At 37.7% G+C, this 18,407-nt stretch carries 7 protein-coding genes; 3 read left to right on the forward strand and 4 right to left on the reverse strand.

The window, feature by feature from the left end:
- Nucleotides 1-22 precede the first annotated feature (22 nt).
- Nucleotides 23-3,982, reverse strand: coding sequence for a cell wall-binding protein (locus ACMGGO_RS19515; RefSeq protein WP_387255757.1), 3,960 nt, complete (start codon nucleotides 3,980-3,982; stop codon nucleotides 23-25).
- 475 nt (nucleotides 3,983-4,457) lie between these two features.
- Here ACMGGO_RS19515 and ACMGGO_RS19520 point away from each other — a divergent pair, with 475 nt between their 5' ends.
- Nucleotides 4,458-5,135: a hypothetical protein gene (locus ACMGGO_RS19520; RefSeq protein ID WP_279493917.1), complete on the forward strand. Its 678-nt coding sequence runs from the start codon at nucleotides 4,458-4,460 to the stop codon at nucleotides 5,133-5,135.
- Complete coding sequence (locus ACMGGO_RS19525; RefSeq protein WP_279493915.1) at nucleotides 5,135-6,391, forward strand: HlyD family secretion protein; 1,257 nt, start codon at nucleotides 5,135-5,137, stop codon at nucleotides 6,389-6,391. The genes ACMGGO_RS19520 and ACMGGO_RS19525 overlap by 1 nt, the downstream gene beginning before the upstream one ends.
- Before the next feature lie 514 nt (nucleotides 6,392-6,905).
- On the opposite strand, the gene ACMGGO_RS19530 is transcribed toward ACMGGO_RS19525, so the two are convergent.
- The 3 genes from ACMGGO_RS19530 to ACMGGO_RS19540 all read right to left on the reverse strand — a co-directional run bounded on the left by ACMGGO_RS19530 (nucleotide 6,906) and on the right by ACMGGO_RS19540 (nucleotide 15,862).
- Nucleotides 6,906-9,398 carry an S-layer homology domain-containing protein gene (locus ACMGGO_RS19530; protein WP_387255760.1) on the reverse strand — a complete coding sequence of 831 codons (2,493 nt, stop codon included), beginning with the start codon at nucleotides 9,396-9,398 and terminating at the stop codon, nucleotides 6,906-6,908.
- Nucleotides 9,399-9,464: 66 nt separating this feature from the next.
- Entirely contained in the window at nucleotides 9,465-11,357 is a 1,893-nt protein-coding gene (locus tag ACMGGO_RS19535; protein ID WP_420282143.1) for a stalk domain-containing protein, read from the reverse strand.
- A gap of 773 nt (nucleotides 11,358-12,130) precedes the next feature.
- Nucleotides 12,131-15,862 carry an S-layer homology domain-containing protein gene (locus tag ACMGGO_RS19540; protein ID WP_387255764.1) on the reverse strand — a complete coding sequence of 1,244 codons (3,732 nt, stop codon included), beginning with the start codon at nucleotides 15,860-15,862 and terminating at the stop codon, nucleotides 12,131-12,133.
- Between the two features lie 632 nt (nucleotides 15,863-16,494).
- On the opposite strand from ACMGGO_RS19540, the gene ACMGGO_RS19545 reads away from it, so the two are divergent.
- Nucleotides 16,495-18,345, forward strand: coding sequence for an S-layer homology domain-containing protein (locus ACMGGO_RS19545; RefSeq protein WP_387255766.1), 1,851 nt, complete (start codon nucleotides 16,495-16,497; stop codon nucleotides 18,343-18,345).
- Nucleotides 18,346-18,407: the final 62 nt, after the last annotated feature.

The following is an 18,407-nucleotide window of genomic DNA, read 5'->3' on the forward strand; positions in this document are numbered from 1 at the left end:
GGAAAACTCCTTTTTTATCATACTATTGAATCATTTTAAGATAGTCTTCTAGAATGCGGTAATTATACACTAAGCCCTGTTGCTCAATTGACAAATTACTATAATCTTTTTGAGCAGCTAACACTTTTTTCTCGAATGAGGAGCTGTCTGGATCAATATTTCCGATCGCTTGAACAACTTTGAGAACGGCAGCCACATCTTTTTCAGCCTGCTTTAAGACATCCTCATTAATGACCTGTCCTTTAATTTTAGAGTCCAATGCCTTATAGGCAGCAACGGCATTCGCCACATCTTCAATATACGTTGAAGAGCTTGGAGACAGTCCCGCTATGATCTCCACAACCTTCTTCACATCAGCTAAACTTTTCTCTGCTTCGAGTAAAAGAGCATAATTGGAGATACGTTGTTTATCTGTCGTATTCAAACTATCATATTCTTTACGCGCCGCTTCCACCATGCCAAAGTAATATTTATCCTTTGGATTCAATTTAGCAATATTATTATAAACCTTTATAACATTATCTAGCGAAAGCAATAGCTGGTCGTTATAAACATAGCGACGTTGTTCCGCATTGAGCTTATCATAGGCTTTTAAAATCTTTTGGTATTGGCTATTCATATCTTTTGCCGTTAGCAATCGGTCTATATCTTCTACAATACTCATTACAGGCTTTATTAGCTTTTCCTGATCTTGTAGCACTTTATAATTTTGAACAGCCCGTTGCTGATCCTTTGGTAAAGCATTGTAAGCAGCACGGATTTCTTGAATACGTTTCACATATTGCTTTGGATCAACGGATGGTAAGTCATCAATCATTTGCATGACATTACCAGCCCCTAAAATACTAGACTCCGCTGCTTGCAATAAGTAGTAGTTTGTCACATATTGCTTCATATCGTCAGGTAGTGCATCGTAAAGTGAGCGTGCTCGCGATGTATCTTGAAGGAATGTGTTACTTGAAGATTTAAGTTTACTAATCAATTCCATCACATTAGAGACAGGCTCAAATTTTAAGAGAATATTAATATTATCGATGTATTTTTTTTGATCTTTCGATAATTTATCATACGCTTTACGTGCTGAGTTTACCTTACTAACAAAGCTTGTTGATTCTGGATCTAGTTCATTAATTTGAACCATCACACTTAAAATTGGTTTCACTGCTTTTTCACGTGTTGTTAAATCTTTAATATTCGTCACTAATTTCTTTTGGTCCGATGACAGCTTATCGTATGCTACACGCGCATTCATCAGCTTCGTTAAATAGTCAGCATCTTGCACTTCTGTTAATTTAATTAGCTCGACTACACTCTGTGCTAATCCCTGTTCATTCTCTGCTGCTACCAGTGCATCATAGTTTACGATCGCTTGCTGCTTCTCTGCTGGCAAGGAATCATAAAGCTCACGCGCTGTTTTCATATCTTGATAGAAAGTTTTACTTGTTGGCTTTAACGACGCAATGAGACCAATCAAGGAAGCAACATCCTCTACAGCAGTGAGATTAGCATAGTTTGTCACTCGCTTTTGGGAAACTTGATCAAGTGCATTATAGGCTTTACGTGCATCAAGAACCTTTTTTGTATAATCCTTATTTGTTGGGTTTAAGGCATCAATCATTTGAATCACCTTGATTACTGCCTTGTTATCCTTTTCGTAGGAGCTTAACATTTTGGCTTGCTCCACTAGCTTCTGCGCGTTCTTATCCATTGCTTTATATTCTAATGTAAGTTCGGCTACCTTTTTGACAAATGTGTCAGGGCCTTCATTTGCTAATGCTATAATACGGTCATCAAATGCTTTGGCCGTATTGATATAGCCTTGTGCGTTTGTTAGGTGTACATAATTGATGACCTCGTCTTGAAGTTTTGGCTCTATATTATTTAATGCGTTATAAGCACCCGTTGCCTTTTGCACATCATCTTTATAGGTCTTTTTTGAAGTATTTAAAGCATCAATTTGAACAATAACATCTATAACAGGTACTTTTTTACTCAAGCCCTTATAATTTAAAACAAACTCCTGATTAGCATTATCTAGTTTGGAGTAAGCCGTATAAGCTGATTTTGCTTTAGAAATATAGCTTTTAGAGGAAGGATCCAATTTTTCAAATTGAGAGATGACATTAACAACCGATTTATAGGATTTCTCTAAATCTGTTAACACTTTAATATTTGTCACGCGCTTTTTAGCAGTTGCTGATAACGCATCATAATTTGCTCGTGCAGCCAATATTTTTTCAACCGCTATATTTTTATCTAGCAGACCAATTTCCTTTATAACGGCCTGTACCGCTTCTTCCTCTTTAACCAAAGCCTCTACTTTGTTTTGCAGCTGTGTTTTCAAATTAGTAAGAGCTGTTTCATATCCTTGCAATGTCGTATCTAATTTCTCCACTGTCTCTTTCAACTTGCTAAGCTGTGTGCCATAGTCAGCTGTAGGCTTTAATGTACTAATTGTTTTCGATGCTTCTGCGTATGTTTGAAACAGCGTTAGCTTTGTCGCTCCCTGCACCAGAATTTGATCATTAACACTCAACTTATTAAAGGCAGTCCATGCAGATAAAGTTTTACTTTCAAATGTTTTGGCGGCTGGATCTAAGCTATCAATTAACTTATCTACCTTTAATGTTGCACTTAACTTTTTCTCCCACGTTGTTAACTCTGCTAAATTATTGACGATTTTTTTAACATTTGCTGGGTTAATATCTGTTCCCAGAGGCGTATTATAGGCTTCACGTGCAGATTTAATAGCAGAAACTTTATTTTCTGCATCTTTTATAGCATTGATCAGTTCCTCAATCTTTTCTGCAGATTTAATATTTGCATCCGCAGTTTCTAAGTCTACTCCGTTTTTTACATACCCTTTTATTTTATCTAAATTATCATACAATGCTTTCAATGTAGTGACAGAAGCACGATAAGCCTTATCACTTGAAATTCGTAGGGATGAGATTCGCTTGGAAACATCTGCCGCTTGTATAAATGGTTTAAATTCATCATAGTTTGACACTAAATTTTTCTGGGTTGCATCTAGGCTATTATAGGATTTTTCAATAGCAGCTACAGCACTAATAAAACTTGTTGCTGATGAGAAATCAGTAGGTTGTTTCGTTATTAGCTGAGCAATACTTGAAGAAACTTTATCCGCTGCTGATAGGCCTGTTAAAGCATCTTTATATTTTTTAAAAGGTGTTAATGCTTCATTTTTCGGATTATAGGCCTCAACTACTTTCTTTTGATCTGCTGTTAGTGAATTATAGGTAGTTGTAAAGTTATTTATTGCAGTAGGATTTTGTAAATCTAAATCGTCTAATTGATCTGTAGCAGATTTCGCTGCTTTTGAGTCACTAATCAATTTATTCAGTTTGTCGATATCTGCTCCTTTGCCTTTGAAGTAAGCATTACGGTCAGACTTTTCATAATCATATTGTAAAACTGTACTCCTCATGGTAGAAGCTACACTATTTGCATTAATAAGTGCTTCCTCAAGGGAATTTTTAAATTGAAGTTGTACGTATAAATAAGACGGCGCTTTTGGTTCTTCTTCATTCCCTAAAAATAGATCATAGTCATCTTTTGCACTTTTAACATCTTCAAAGAATGTTTTACTTAAATATGATATTTCTCCAATTCTAGTACCAATTTCTTTAAGCCTCGTTAATAGCTTACGTTGTTCTACTACATAATCATACTTCGCTTGTATAATAGCCTTCTCTTCCGGAAAAAAATCAGCTGATTTTTGTACAACTATTATATCCCCTTTTGCTAACGACATCTCATCTCCCGTAGAGTTCTCCGACAACTTACCAAATTGAGCAATAAGCTGTTCTCTTGTCGTTGCAGCTGCTACCTCATTCGTATAGGCAACCTGCTCTGATTGTGTTGTAACGCGAGATTGGGCATCATTTTCTTGTGCATTTGCTATAGCTGTAGGTGCTAATAATAGACTTGTTAAGACACCTGCTGTCAATTTTCGATTCAATCGAACCACCCTTTCATAGTTTATCTATAGTAAAAATGATTGTGCTCATTTTCATTTAGAAATCATGACTTTAGTATCGGTGTAAATCAAATGTTTTCAAGCCTTTCTACTACATTTACAAATTTTTGAGCATGAAAAGAATTTTTTCTAAATTACTAGCTAGAAAAACAGGAAGTTATTTCAATTATACTATACAATAGATTTATGTAGATTCAGCAAAAGGTTTGAACATTTATTGAATTAAGAAAAAGTCTTCGGGAGTTGTCACTGATTTTCGACAAGCACGAAAAAAATCAGGACATAGTATGCCGAGACGTAATGGATGTGGGTTCTGCATCAAGTGACATACACTAACGAAATATGCTTTTTTCAACGAAATTCATGAAAAAAAACAGCTATTTTCATATGTCATAATGTCTTTACAAGGTGTATACTACAACTTTGATAGCCTAATTTGGAAGAAAGGACGCTGTTTATGTTTTACCACTATAAGTTCTGGCATAGCTTAAAAAATCCTACATACTTTACAAACGTCGTAGAGGAAGGCGAAGTAACTGGATATAAAAAACGCGCATTAACGGTGTTTATCCTATTCATCGCCCTATTCGCTGCTCGCGAATATTGGGGAATGGGGACAGAAAATTTAACGACCTTATTCGCTTCAGATTTACAAAATGAATACTTTGTAGCACGTATACTGTCAATGCTCGGTGCCATTTTGTGGGCGACCCTCTATTTTTGCTTCCATTATTATGGGGTTACTTATTTATTACATTTATTAACGGATATTCCTTATACTTGGATAAAAAGAGTCCAACTCTATGTTGTTGTCTTTCTACTAATTGAAAAAGCGATTCTCTTTGCTGTTTTCTACGCTGTAGGCTATACAACGATGTTTTCGTTCTTTTCTTTAGCTCCCGCTGCCTTACAACTGATTGAAACAGATTTCGTGTTATTCACTGTTAACCAATTGACGGTAACAACCGTTTTAATCATTATTGTGCAGTATTTATTCCTGTCCAAATGGGAGGAAGAAGCTAGTAGAAAGATGTTAGTAGTCAAATTGATTGGTATACAGCTATTTATGGCTCTATTTGTTGGCATGATAAGTGTTCTACCAATTAAAGAATGGATTGCTAGGGGGTTAGGATGATGGCATGGATTAAAGCAAGACCATGGACAAGTTTGACCATTGTGTTAGCGATGCTAGTAATCGGTATCAATGCTTATTTCGTATTCAAAGATGATAGCAGCGTGACACGATCCTACTTTATCGACGAATTTCAAAAGGCTCACATCGGAACAAATAAAGAACGTGTTAACAAGGAAACGATTGTAGCACCTGCTGAAATATATACTATTACCGCTGATGCAACAAGCTTATCAGCAGTAAATGTAAAGCGTGGCCAGAAAGTCATGATGAATGATTTACTTGCTACCTATCAAACGGATGAAGTGGACGAGGAGCTAACAAAGCTTGAATCGGAACGTACAGCCTATGAAACTGAATTAAGCGATTTACAGGATGCACTTGATCAAATTGAGGATGAATACGGCGATGGCTCTGATCCAAAAAGCTCGATTAATACAGATCAAATGAATGATAAGCTTTCTGTTACGCTAAAATTAGAGCTTGCTCAGCAAAATTCACCATCAACAGCAGTTGCCCTGTTAAATCGACATATTGCTGAAACCAATCGTCAAATTGCGCTAATTGAGGCACAGATTACACAAATACAGTCCCGTCAAGGTATTGTCAGTCCAATCGATGGTGTTGTGTCAGCGATTAAAGAAGATGCAGGTGCACTGACGTTTGAAATCTATTCAAATGAAAAAGCTATGTATGCTTATTTATCCGAAAGAGAATGGCAAAAGGTTGAAGAAGGCCAAACTGTTGATTTTAAGGTGAAGCATGTCAAAGATGCATTATCTGGCGTCGTATTAGAAAAACAAATGATTGCGACTGATGATGATACATTTTGGGCAAATGAACTAGCCAAAACAGCAGCATTGCCACAACCAACAAATTATGAAGTCAAACTACAACAAGACGCTCCTTTAGAGGACATCCCATTTTCAACAACGGGCAAGGCCTCTATTATTGTCAATGAAGCGTTCGATTCCTATAAAGTTGATAAATCGTGGCTAGCAACGACTAAAAAGGGCAATAAAAAGCTGTATATTATCAATAAGGATGGCAAAATTCAGCTGATCGATATCAATGTACAATTTAATACTGCTAAGTCAGCTATTTTTATGGACTATATAGATGAAGGAACGCCAATGCTCACTAATGAGAAACGTAATATTGAAGCCTATACCTTCAGAACATTACCCGTTGAAAAAATACAATGGAACCACTTTAAAGATTTAACGTGGAAACAATATGTGAAATACATCGTTTTCTAATCTAAATCCGCTTCGCCTTTTTTTGGGGCTAGGCGGATTTTTTATTATTAAAAACAAAATTAAAGATCTTTTTGGAAAAGCGAGCAAGGGATTGATTTCCGTTCCGCCAGCGTCCTTTCCAGGGGGCGTCCGATGAGCCGCTTCACTCACTACGTTCGCTCCAGGGTCTCATCTGTGACGCTAATCCCCTAGGAGTTACGCTGGCTCCACTCCAATCAACCATTCTGCAAAAAAGTGGCATTTACTTATCTTTCCTACTAGCCGTAGCAATCAAAATAAAATGAGTAGTGTACACCTTCACATTATTTAAAAACCTTTGCTAAATTGTACGTTGGAGTGGAATGCTACTTGACTCAGTGTGATAGCAAGACTGGCAAGACCCTGCACGAAGGCTCGAAGCTCGCCCACAATGAAGCAAGTAGCCCTGGAACGGAAATCAACTCTCGCTTTAACGCAAACATTCCTTTTTAAACAACACAAAAAATCCTCTGTAGAAGCTACAGAGGATTCATGTTTATTTTAAAGATAAGCATCTATTTAAGAAGCTTGCGAATTGAGCACGCGTAATTTGTGCGTCAGGTCTAAACGTATTATCTGGGAAGCCTCCTGTTAAATCATTCGCCACAAGCGCTTGGATATTGCTGTACGCCCAGTGTGTTGATTTAATATCTGTGAAGTTTACCTTGCTTGTACCAGTTAATTTGTACGCTCTTGTTAAAATCGCTGCCATTTCTGCACGTGAAAGCTGTCCGTTTGGATTAAACTTCCCTGCCTCTTGCCCTTTAATAATGCCAGCCTGCTCAACTGCGGCAATGGCACTGTATGCATAATGGCTCTTACTCACATCTTTAAAGCTAGAATCCTTCGTTGTAGTTAGATTTAAAGCTCTGGCAATGATCGTAGCTGCCTCAGCACGTGTAATGGATGCCTCTGGTTTGAACGTTCCATTTGAGTATCCTTTAATAAGGGATTGCTCGTATAGACTTTGGATTTCGGAAAATGCCCAATGTCCTTTTGTTACATCTGTATAAACTAATTCCTCATGATTATCTTTATAAACGGCTTGTAATTGATCGAAATACAGCTGTCCTTTCTTCTGAAGAGATGCTGTTGGCTGAGCAACATACAAACGCTCGAATTTCAATGGCTGTGGTAAGTCACTCGGAATATTCGCCGTCACGTACTTCCAACCACTCCAGTCTAAACCACCCTGGCTTGTAAAATCAATTGTATGCTTAGCTCCAGCACCATCAATGACAACGCCTCTTAGCCAATGCTTACCAGCATCGCCAAATACCCAAAGACCGATATTTTTAGGCTGCCCTGAAATAGCAATTGGTGTTTTCGCAACCATATAGGCAGCTTTTGTGCCCGTGCCACTAGTTGTGAAATCATAGTTTAATTGTAAGCTAGCCGTTCCCTGTCTTGCATACTCTTTAGAGCTTGCTAATGAAGCATTAGCTTTCGCCACTTCTGTTGTCCAAGATGACGTATTATCAAAGCTATCTAGTACAATAGGTTTTTCTGCTAGATCTACTACTTTCACAGCTGTAGACGTACGAATTCCTTCATACTCTCCAATAATTTTCCCTTCACCCTTTTGTGTTGCTGTGAAGGTTGCACCATCCATTTTGCCGATATTGCCTTCAACTGTCCAGTTCATATTTGCTGGGTTGATGGTCATTGGATTCAAGTATTGATCATAGGCACTTACAACCTGCATATCTACAGAAGAACCTTTCATTACTTGACCAACACTACTTAACGTAATTGATTTTACTTTCCCTGGTGGCGCTGTATTCACTACCTGTAAAATGGCAGATACACGACGTTCACTACCCTCTGACGGTCTATTCACTAGGTTGGCGAAATAACCTCCTGGGTTACGCGCCACCATTGCTGTAGAGCCGCCTCCATCTAGGTTAATAGCCGAAGAAGCACCCACTGAAATTAAATGAGCAGCTAAATCTGATAAATTAACACCATTACTATGACCACTTATGCGTCCATCAATCGTGACAAGAGATACCTTTGTACCTGTAGCATCTATAGCTACTGCTGTACGTGGACTACGTGTAGAAGCAAACCCTGAATTCGTTGGCATAGAAATATCCACTTTGCCGTTACGCACAAGCATTGGTCCAGCAGCTAAGATGAACTGTGCATCCATCCATTTTTGATCGATTGATAAGCTGACATCCACGCTTGTACCTGCTGTAATGTTACTTAATTCAGCGGCTAACTCTTTATTTTGGACAGAGATAACAAAGCCATCTGCTGGTACAGAAGAGTTACCTTCTGCTCCGTAAGCTGTTACATGAGATACTGTACCTGAGAACTGATCACCAAAATGCAAGGTGCTTGTATCTTGGCTAGCGCCTGACACAACGAGTTCTACCCCCCATGTATTTGTCCCTGTTGATTTTTTTTCAGGTGTATATAAAACGTTTTTATTTGTTCCTCGTTCACTATTAATAAGATCAATAGGATAGCTTTTGCCATTCACTTGGAAAGTTAGATTCGTAGAATAATAATCTGCAATAGCTTTCCCTGATTTCGATAAACCAAATGCAACTGGCTTTTGTGTTGGGCTATCATATGTATCTCCCAAAATACCATAGTTCACAATTTCATTGTTTTCTGCTAACAAGTTCGCAGGCATACCATTTCCTAAAAAGTAAGAGGCATTGACAGCCCCAACCACACGATGCCCATCATATGTGTTTTGCTTGGCCATCGCTGATGTTGTTTTTAATGAATTAATAGGATTTGGCATACCAATTTCTAGTTTTGTATATGTATTATTTAAATTGACATCTAAAACATTTACAAACTGACGTATCGAACCTGACGTATAGTTTTGCTGTGAATGTATTACCTGTGGTGAAACCTCTATTTTAACTTCACTGACTTTATTGCCTAAACCAGCGGCTTGTCCATTGATGGGGCTAACTGTTAGTGTAAGCATGAATAGGACTACAATAATCGTTATTAGTTTTCTTGCCATTTTTCACTCCGAATTAATTCAAAGTATGGCACGTACCATGTCACATGACCCGTGCCAGTGACTTTTTTATTTTGTTTCTACATAGATCGCTACTGGAAGGTTGACACCACCAGCATGCATTAGCTCTAATTCAATCGTATCTTTTGAACCCTTCATTTTGAAATCTGGTAATTCAACATACTCTGCCCCTACTCTTAAAGAAGGCACTAAATACACTTTGCCATTCACCTTAATCGCTCCGCTGTATAATCCTCCTCGACCAGCCAACTTCAGCTTAATCGTTTTTGTAGAGCCTGTTGGATTGACAACAGGAATGGATACTTTATAGTTCATACCGAAGTGACCTGGGTTTCCTACAGCACCATTGATTTGAGAAAATGAATTTTCAGCTGTTTGTAAATGGTCTGTACGGCCATTGGAAATGTTATAGCCTACCTCTGGAGTATCTACTGTATAGGCTGGTAGCTCTGCTAGAATTGTCGCACTTGGCCACGCACCCCTTGGATGTTTCGCATACTCATCCACGGCAACCTGTTCTGATTGGATTGTTGTTAAATCTGTATTATCTTTTGAAAGCACAGTACGAATCGTATACTCTGGCTTTCCACCATTGACTGCTTGAATATCTAAATCATGTAAAAAGCCGATAATATAATCATAGTGTAAATCGTATGTTTCAATGACCTTTGTTTCCCCTGGTGCAATGACAATACCACTACTTTCTGATTTTTGAAGCTTGTTATTTAAAGTAGCGTCCGCAATTGACAAACCTAGGTCATGACCTACCCAGCTATTACCTGTTTTTTGGCTAATGCCCTTCGAGTCAGTCACTTTAATGCTCTCTGTCGTAGACTTGTTTTGAACGGTAATGCCAAGAGTGACATCCGTACCTAATGTGTTGTAATGCCAGCCAAAGACACGATGCTTATTCGTTGCCGCAGTTGGTTTGACATCATATTGGGCGAGCGTCGCATTATTCATTGGTACAAGCTTACGTGTTAACGTTTCTGGATTATCACTAATAAATAAGTCACGATCCCCCTCTAAACGAGCAGAAGGAACAGCCTCGGGTGATGACGTCGTGCCATATGATTTATCTAGGAAGGGGCTTGTGAACATATAACGGTAAACATAAATATACATTTCTTTTTTCTCTGTGATATAACGTAAATTCCCGCCTAATGCGTCCACAAGAAACTTGGTAGGAATGTACATTTTACCTTTTTGTATAAATGGCTTTTCGATCATTGTCACTGCTTCATTGTTTACCAAAGCCTGATTGCTATTATCATTGAAAATAAAGCTCATCCCACCAATTAACAATTCAAAGGAACCATCAGGCTGCCAAGTACCAGATGAATCATCTAAATAATCATAAATATAGCTAGCAGGTAAATAGGTTCTTCCATCCTTTGAAACAATCGGATCTTTCATGACAATACGTTTGTTATTGATATGTAAGATATATGGGTCTTCCTGCGGTGGTGCTGTTGTTTCATCTGATAATGTAATATCCACCGATTGAGTAGCCTCATCCCAATTAACAACACCATCAAAGTTTTCGCTGACGAAACGTAATGGCATGTAGGTACGATCTTTATACATAAACGGTGCAACATCCATTGCAACCTCTTGACCATCTACTAAAGCCGTATTCGAATCGATCGTTAAATCAACCATTTTACCATTGCGAATTGCCGATGCCGTCAACGTTTCCTTATCCCAATCCACACTTGCACCAACTGCTTCATACAATGCACGCATTGGTAATAATAAGAAATCCGATTTATTTAAAATAGGATCATTGACTTGAATCGTCTCTCCATTAATCGTAATCGAAACATTGTTTTTTATCTGAATTCCCTTGTTACTAGTAGCTGATGCAGACGCTTGTCCTGGCAAAATCGTAGCCAACGCAACTGCTGATACAATACATGTAGTCCTAAGTTTCTTAAACATCTTAATCTCCTTTTTCCTCTTACAATAGTCTTTATCATCTTAACACGAAAAACCCCTAAAATGTGGGATTTTTATCGAAAAGAGTAGAATTCGGTACTAGAGTGCTAGCCTTTCTCCTTCGAAAGCTTCATATAAAGTAAATGATATTCCAAAATACCGTGGACATTTTCTATCAAAATTATTCCAGCTTGATAAATTCTTTTATACAGCTCTAATTGTTTGATCTTTAACGTAAGGTAAGTTGGCTTTTTATCAATTCAAATTAATCTATGGATGAATAATTTGGAAAAGATTTAACTTATTGTTTATATACATTCTATTAGAAACTATTCTTTATAAGTAGACTTGTTATCTTATAAAAAGGTTACAACAACTTCAACCTTTTTCGAAAAAGGTCCTAACTTATATCATTTATTTATAATCTTCAGATTCCTCTTAGCATTGGCATTAGTTCAAATAAGTAAATTAAATCTGGATTTTTAGTTATAAAAAATTTACATTATATTTCTATCCTTTTAAATTCCTCCACAAATGTAAAAAGCCTTTACTCCTGTAGAAAGAATAAAGGATCATAAATTTCTGGATCAATAATATATTTGAAGTGAGTGCTACGGTTATGACTTACCCAGTGCAGCGAGCCAATGGAATAGTTCCTCACGCATCAGAAGTCTCTGATGAACAAAAGATAAAAAAGACCCTATGGAGTTTAACTAATTAAAGTTATATCCATAGGGTCGGTCAAACTCAACTTATTTCACTAGTAAACTAGTTTATTAAGGAGTAATTGTGAATGTTGTGCTAGTTACTACACCAGTATCTTTATTAGTAATACGAACAGTAGAAAGTGTAGCATCAATTGGAGATACACTTGCTACAAAACGAGCACTAAATGATGCATCATTGTTTAATGCAGATACAATGCTACTTGCTAAAGTAGCTGTTGTAGATGTATTAGTTACATTTACTGTTTTAGTTAATGAGAAGTTACCTAAATCAGCAGAAACTTGGTTAATTGCTACAGTTACTGGTTCTACTGGTGAAGTAGCATTTGTTGCACCAGTTACAGCAACATCTACGATTTGAGCAACACTAGTAGCCACACCCGCAAGACCATCTACAGAAGTTTGAGTACCAATTGTAGCTGTATCATCTTCAACTGTTAATACTAGTGCTGGATCATTAGCAGCAGCATTCTTAGCAGTTAAAGTTACTTTAGCTGCATCTGTACCTGTACCTAAAGTTACATCATATTTGTTTGTAACTGCTAAAGTGTTTTGTAATAAAGTAGCAACTTTAGTAGCAACGCTTGCTTCAGAATCAGCATTTACTACACCATTGATTAGGCCGTTAAATACAGTACCATCTTTATCAGTTAAGTTAACACGTAAGTTACCAGAAGCAGTTGGTTGTGCACCGATTGTTAATACTTCTGTTTGTTTAACAGCTTTTGCACCTAAAACAAATGGTGTAACTGCACCTGCTCCAAATGTTGATTGGTTACCCGCTACTACAATTGCAGATGTAGTGTTTGCATCAGAAATTGTAATTGTACTATCAGCACGTACGCCATCTAATGTTAAACGATTAGCAAGAGTTGCAGAAGGAATATATTGCACTTCGCCAATGTCAGCCTTTGTAAATGTACCAGCACCGAATGTCACACTTACAACTTTACCAACTACAGCAGCAACAGTACCTGGTACCATTGGAGTTGAAGTATCATCGTCGTGATCTACCCAGAATTGTGTTCCATCTGTAACTGCTGGTGTACTTGTGAATGTAATGTCCAAATTAGTAGCAGTTGTTGCTTTTGCAGTATTAACTACTGTTTGACCTGGAGCTGGAATTACGTTAAATGTAAATTTGTCAGCTGAATCTTTAGTAATAGAAACATATGCATTGTTTCCTACGATAAGAGACTCAAATGCTGCAAGGTCAATCACGTTACCATTTTGTTTATATACTGCATTTGCATAGTTATAAACTACATTGTTAACAGATAGAACATCTAATGAAGTGTTAACAGCTTTAGCATAACCAGTTACTTCAGCAGTACCGTATTGTGAGAAGTCAACAGCTACTGATGCTGGGTTTGTAGATGGAAGTACTACACCCGCACGAGAACCAGTTGCGCTTACAGTTACTGAAGATGGGTTTTGAGCTACTACACGTACGCTTGCTTTTGTTCCATTTGATGGAATAGTAGCATTAACTGTTTTAGTTCCACCTGGTTGAATTACAGTAGTACCATCAACAGTTACAGTACCCGTACCAGCTTTAACTTCAAATGATACAGTTGTAGCATTACCATCTTTAGAACGACGTGGTTTACCATTTTGGTCAACTAAAGAGTAAACAAAGTCAGCATACTCAACACCGTTTGCTACTACAGCTTTTACTTCTTTACCAGCTGCATCTACAGCAGATAATTTAGCCGCATATGTTACATCAGCTACGAAGTAAGTGATTTCGCCTTGAGCTTGTAAATCGTCAGCATCTAATGCACCAGCTGCTGTTGATTTACCGTTGTCAATGAATACAACTGGAGTTACATAGTCATTAACGTTTGTGCTAGATACAGTGAACTTAGCTTTACCTTCTTTTTCTACAGTTACTTCATAGTAACGAGTACCTGGAGTAGTAGCAGAAGTTGTATAAGTAAGCTCTTTTTTGTCAGCATCTAATACATGTAATGTACCGTTAACACCTTTAGTATCGATAGCAACTTTCACTTTTGTACCTGGTGCAGCAACTTTACCATTTTTATCAGTGTAAGTTACTGTGTAATCACGACCACCAGTTTCAGTATCATTTAAGTAAGTTGCAGAATTTTGAACGCCTTCAGCTTGAATAGTTAAGCCTAACTCATGTTTAAGTTCGAATTTAACTGTTGAAGCTTTAGTTTGTAATGCTGTTGCAGAGTAATCAGCATCTACACCTACTAAAGTTTTAGTAGCATCTACAAAACCTTTAGAGTAAACGATTGGAGTTACTGCAGCATTGCTACCAGTTACAACTAAGTTTGCTTTACCATTGCCATCTAATTTAACAGCAGTTACAGCTTTACCGCCTGTAGTGTATGCATATGGGTATCCATTTACATTTGTAGTTGCAGTTAATTTACCAGCTGAATCTAAAACATAAGTGTTTAGGCCTTCAACTTTAGCACCTGTTACAGCTTTGTTAGGAGCAACATCAAGGTTTTCTTCGAATGCTACGAATACATAACCATTAGCGTTGTCTTTAGAGTTGATTTCATATACTTTTTTAGCGCCGTTTACTAAAGTTGTAGCTTCAGTAATGTCTTTAACAGTTAATTGAAGAGCATTAGCCCAGTAAACTTTTGCACTTGAGTATACAGAAGATTTGCTTGTTGCATAAGCAGTTACAGAATCAACTGAAGAGTAGTAACGAGTGTAAGAGTAAGTAGCTACACCATTTTCATCAGTTAAAGCTTCAACTTCTACTTTATCGTTAGTAGTTTTATCATTAACGATGTTGAAAGTTACAGGAATACCAGCTTTAGATTGACCTTCAGCAACAGTAACTTGTGCTTTAAGTGTTACTTCGTTACCAATTACACCTTGTACAGATGAAGTTGTAAGTTTAACAGCTGTTGGGATTACAGCAGCAACACCTTTGAATTTACCGATTTCTTCGTCTTTATAAGAAAGAACGTAGTCTTTATCAGCAGTTTGAGCTTCAGTTGTTAATACAACAACTTTTTTGTTAGTTTGTTTAACAGAAGCATTTTTCACTTCTAAACCATCGATTTTGAAGTTAGCTGCTTTTACATCATCAACGTTTACTTCTTCGTCGAATGTTACTTCAACAGTTGTGTTGTTGATAGCTTTGATTGAAGCGTCAACTGTTTCAACAGCTAGATCAAGCGTACGAGCGAATACTACTGCGAAGTCTTGGCGAGTAATTGCTGCGTTTGGTTTAAGGTTTAATTTGCCGTTTTCTTCAGAACCAGTGAAGATTCCGTTTGCTACAGCAGTTTCTAGAGCATCTTTAGCCCATGGTTTAACTTGAGAAGCGTCAGCGAATTGGCTTAGGCTTTCGCTACCTTCTAAACCGAAAGCATCTACAAGAACTTTAGCTGCTTCAGAACGAGTTAAAGATTTGTTTGGAGCGAATTCGTTTGCACTTACGCCTTCAAAAATGCCGTTTGCTACTACTGCTGCGATTGAGTTGTAGTACCAAGCACCTTTTTTAACGTCTGAGAAGTTTACATCGCCGTCAGCTTCTAATTCTAGAGCTTTCGTGAAGATTTCTGCAGCTTGTGCACGAGTTACTGTGTTAAGTGGGTTGAAGTTCCCGTTAGTGTCACCTTGGATTACACCAGCGTCAACTAAAGATTGAACTGCTTCTTTAGCGTATCCAGAGATTTTGTTATAGTCGTTTACTTGCGCAGCAGATGCTACAGGTACGATTGCCGATGCAACTAATGCAGCTGTTGCTGATGCCGCGAAGAACTTACGGCCTTTGTTTTGCTTTGCCATTAATGTATTCCTCCCTAAAATTCCTTAAATTGATATTAATCCAACGAAAACTATAGTACCGCCTAGTTACCTAAATGTATGTATTATAGCTTTCTTGAATAATACAAAACTAAAGCAAATTTGTTAGTAAATTTACTAGAAAAAGCGTAGTAGAATACCATTCTAGTAAGTTTATTCACTTTCTACAATAATATAACACTATCTTTTCCGAAATTCAAGCATTGGGACATAAATTTAGTTATAGAAGATTTTTTTACCATACCTAATATGGTATTTAATAGAAACCATTAAAATTACAACTAATTATATCCTCATTTGGATTGGTAACATATAGTTCCGTTACCTATTATACCTTACTCTCAATAATAACCAAGCATTTTCTGGAATGGTTACTAAATTGTCAAAAATTAAAGACTCCCGTAATATTTTAGTTATAATTGTAAAGAAACCGAAATATAGAAGGCGTTTCTTAGCGAATTCCGCCTCTTCCCCACCAACTTTATGAGTTTCTTCTTTATTAAATAAAAAGCTAAATCTATCTGTCCCCATGTTGTAATAATAGATTGCCACTTTTTATGCTACACTTTTGATAGTTTGATAGAACATATCAGCTATTGAAGGGAGCTTAAAAAATGAAACGTAAATTTCCTCTTTACGGGGCCGTGCTAGCAGGCATGTTATATCTTGCGCCAACTACCGCTTCAGCAGAAGATATTTCGAAGCACTGGGCCTACCATGAAATGAACTATCTTATTACCAACGATTTAATGAAGGGTGATGAATTCGGCCAATATCGTCCGAATGATGCTGTCACTCGTGCTGAATTTGCAGCCTTTCTTGTTAGAACACTGAACTTACCAGCAGCTTCTAGTCAGGCAACCTTTACAGATGTTAAAAAAGGTGACTGGTATTACGGAGTAGTCGAGCAAGCAAGCTATCACGGGTTAATTAAAGGTGACGAGCAAGGTAAGTTCCATCCGAATAATCACATTAATCGTCAGGAAATGGCGGCTATGTTAAAAAGAGCTCTTACTTATCAAAACATCAATACATCTTCTTCCCCTATTGCTTTTAGTGATAATGCGCGCATTGCCAAATGGGCCTATGCAGATGTACAAGCTGTCGTCACAACAGGACTACTTGTTGGGAAGCCAAATAATCAATTTGCACCTCTTGCTCAAACAACTCGTGCTGAGGCAGCTACCGTGCTCTATCGTTTAATCCATCTAGAGGCGCCTGGGACAGGTGGTAAGCAATACATGACGACGAATTACTCACATGATTACTCCTCTGTAGTGAGTAAACAAACAATGAATAATCCAAAGGTCGATGGTGCTGGCATTTTCACGGCTAGCGAGGCACTAGTGTCATACTATGTACACCCAAAAAGCTTTATGCAGGATAGCCCATCTTATTATCAATTCCTAAAATTATCTACTGTTGTCAATAATCTGAGTGCAAAAGAGCTAAATGATAAAGTACTTGCCAATAAAGGAAGCTTAGCAGGTACAGCGGATGCCTTCATTCAAGCTGGTGTAGACAATAAAATTAATGCTATTTATTTAGTCTCGCATGCCTTGCATGAAACAGCCAATGGAGGTTCTGCACTAATTAAAGGGATCGAGGTTGGCTTAGATACAAATGGCAAGCCAATGGTAGCAACACCAGAAAATCGGGATAAATTAACTGCTATTAAGACAACCTACAATGCTTACGGTATTGGCGCTATAGATGCCGATGCTAATAAGTATGGTGCGGAGCGCGCTTATACAAATGGCTGGTTTACTGTTCAGGATGCCATTATCGGCGGTGCCCAATTTGTAAAGGATCAGTATATTAGCAGGGGGCAGGATACGCTCTATAAAATGCGTTGGAATCCTGATAATCCGACAGTCCACCAGTATGCAACACATGTGATGTGGGCTGTCATTCAAGCGAAAAAGATCTATGATATTTATGAATTAATTGGTGCTCATACGACAACAAACCTAGTGTTTGATGTGCCTGCCTACCAAAGTCAATCTTCCGCTCCTTCATTACCGAGTCCATCGAAGCAATACGCATTGGACTTAGGGTTAGCTGGAGCAACTGGGAAGACGACGATTAATCTCAATATGAGAACGTATCCGAATACAGCAGATAATGCTTCGATTATTACGAATTTGCCAAAGGATACCTCCTTTAAAGTTCTTGGTGAAAATGGTGGTTGGTTGAAAGTAAGTGTCAATGGACAAGAGGGCTGGGTGATTGATGATTATGTGAGTCTTGAAAATGGCTTACAAATTGTTAATATGAACATTACACTTAATGTTCGAAGTGAACCATCTACGACAAGTGCTATTTTAGGTACTGTTAAACCGAATGGCTTTATTATCGGTGTTGTAGACGATAAAGGTGAATTCATAAAAAATGATGCCTGGTATCAGGTGCTTTACAACGGAAAAACAGGCTGGGTACATGGCGATTATATTGTAAAAAAATGATTTTAATAGGATGCGCAAAAGAAGAGTGCGATGATGATTCGCACTCTTTTTGTTAGTCATTT

Source organism: Lysinibacillus sp. BNK-21, assembly GCF_048684915.1.
Lineage (GTDB): Bacteria > Bacillota > Bacilli > Bacillales_A > Planococcaceae > Lysinibacillus > Lysinibacillus capsici.

Bases quoted from the DNA above. Each gene is read 5' to 3' on its own strand.
- ACMGGO_RS19540 (WP_387255764.1), bottom strand. From the start codon at position 15,862: ATGGCAAAGCAAAACAAAGGCCGTAAGTTCTTCGCGGCATCAGCAACA.
- ACMGGO_RS19535 (WP_420282143.1), bottom strand. From the start codon at position 11,357: ATGTTTAAGAAACTTAGGACTACATGTATTGTATCAGCAGTTGCGTTG.
- ACMGGO_RS19520 (WP_279493917.1), top strand. From the start codon at position 4,458: ATGTTTTACCACTATAAGTTCTGGCATAGCTTAAAAAATCCTACATAC.
- ACMGGO_RS19525 (WP_279493915.1), top strand. From the start codon at position 5,135: ATGGCATGGATTAAAGCAAGACCATGGACAAGTTTGACCATTGTGTTA.
- ACMGGO_RS19545 (WP_387255766.1), top strand. From the start codon at position 16,495: ATGAAACGTAAATTTCCTCTTTACGGGGCCGTGCTAGCAGGCATGTTA.
- ACMGGO_RS19530 (WP_387255760.1), bottom strand. From the start codon at position 9,398: ATGGCAAGAAAACTAATAACGATTATTGTAGTCCTATTCATGCTTACA.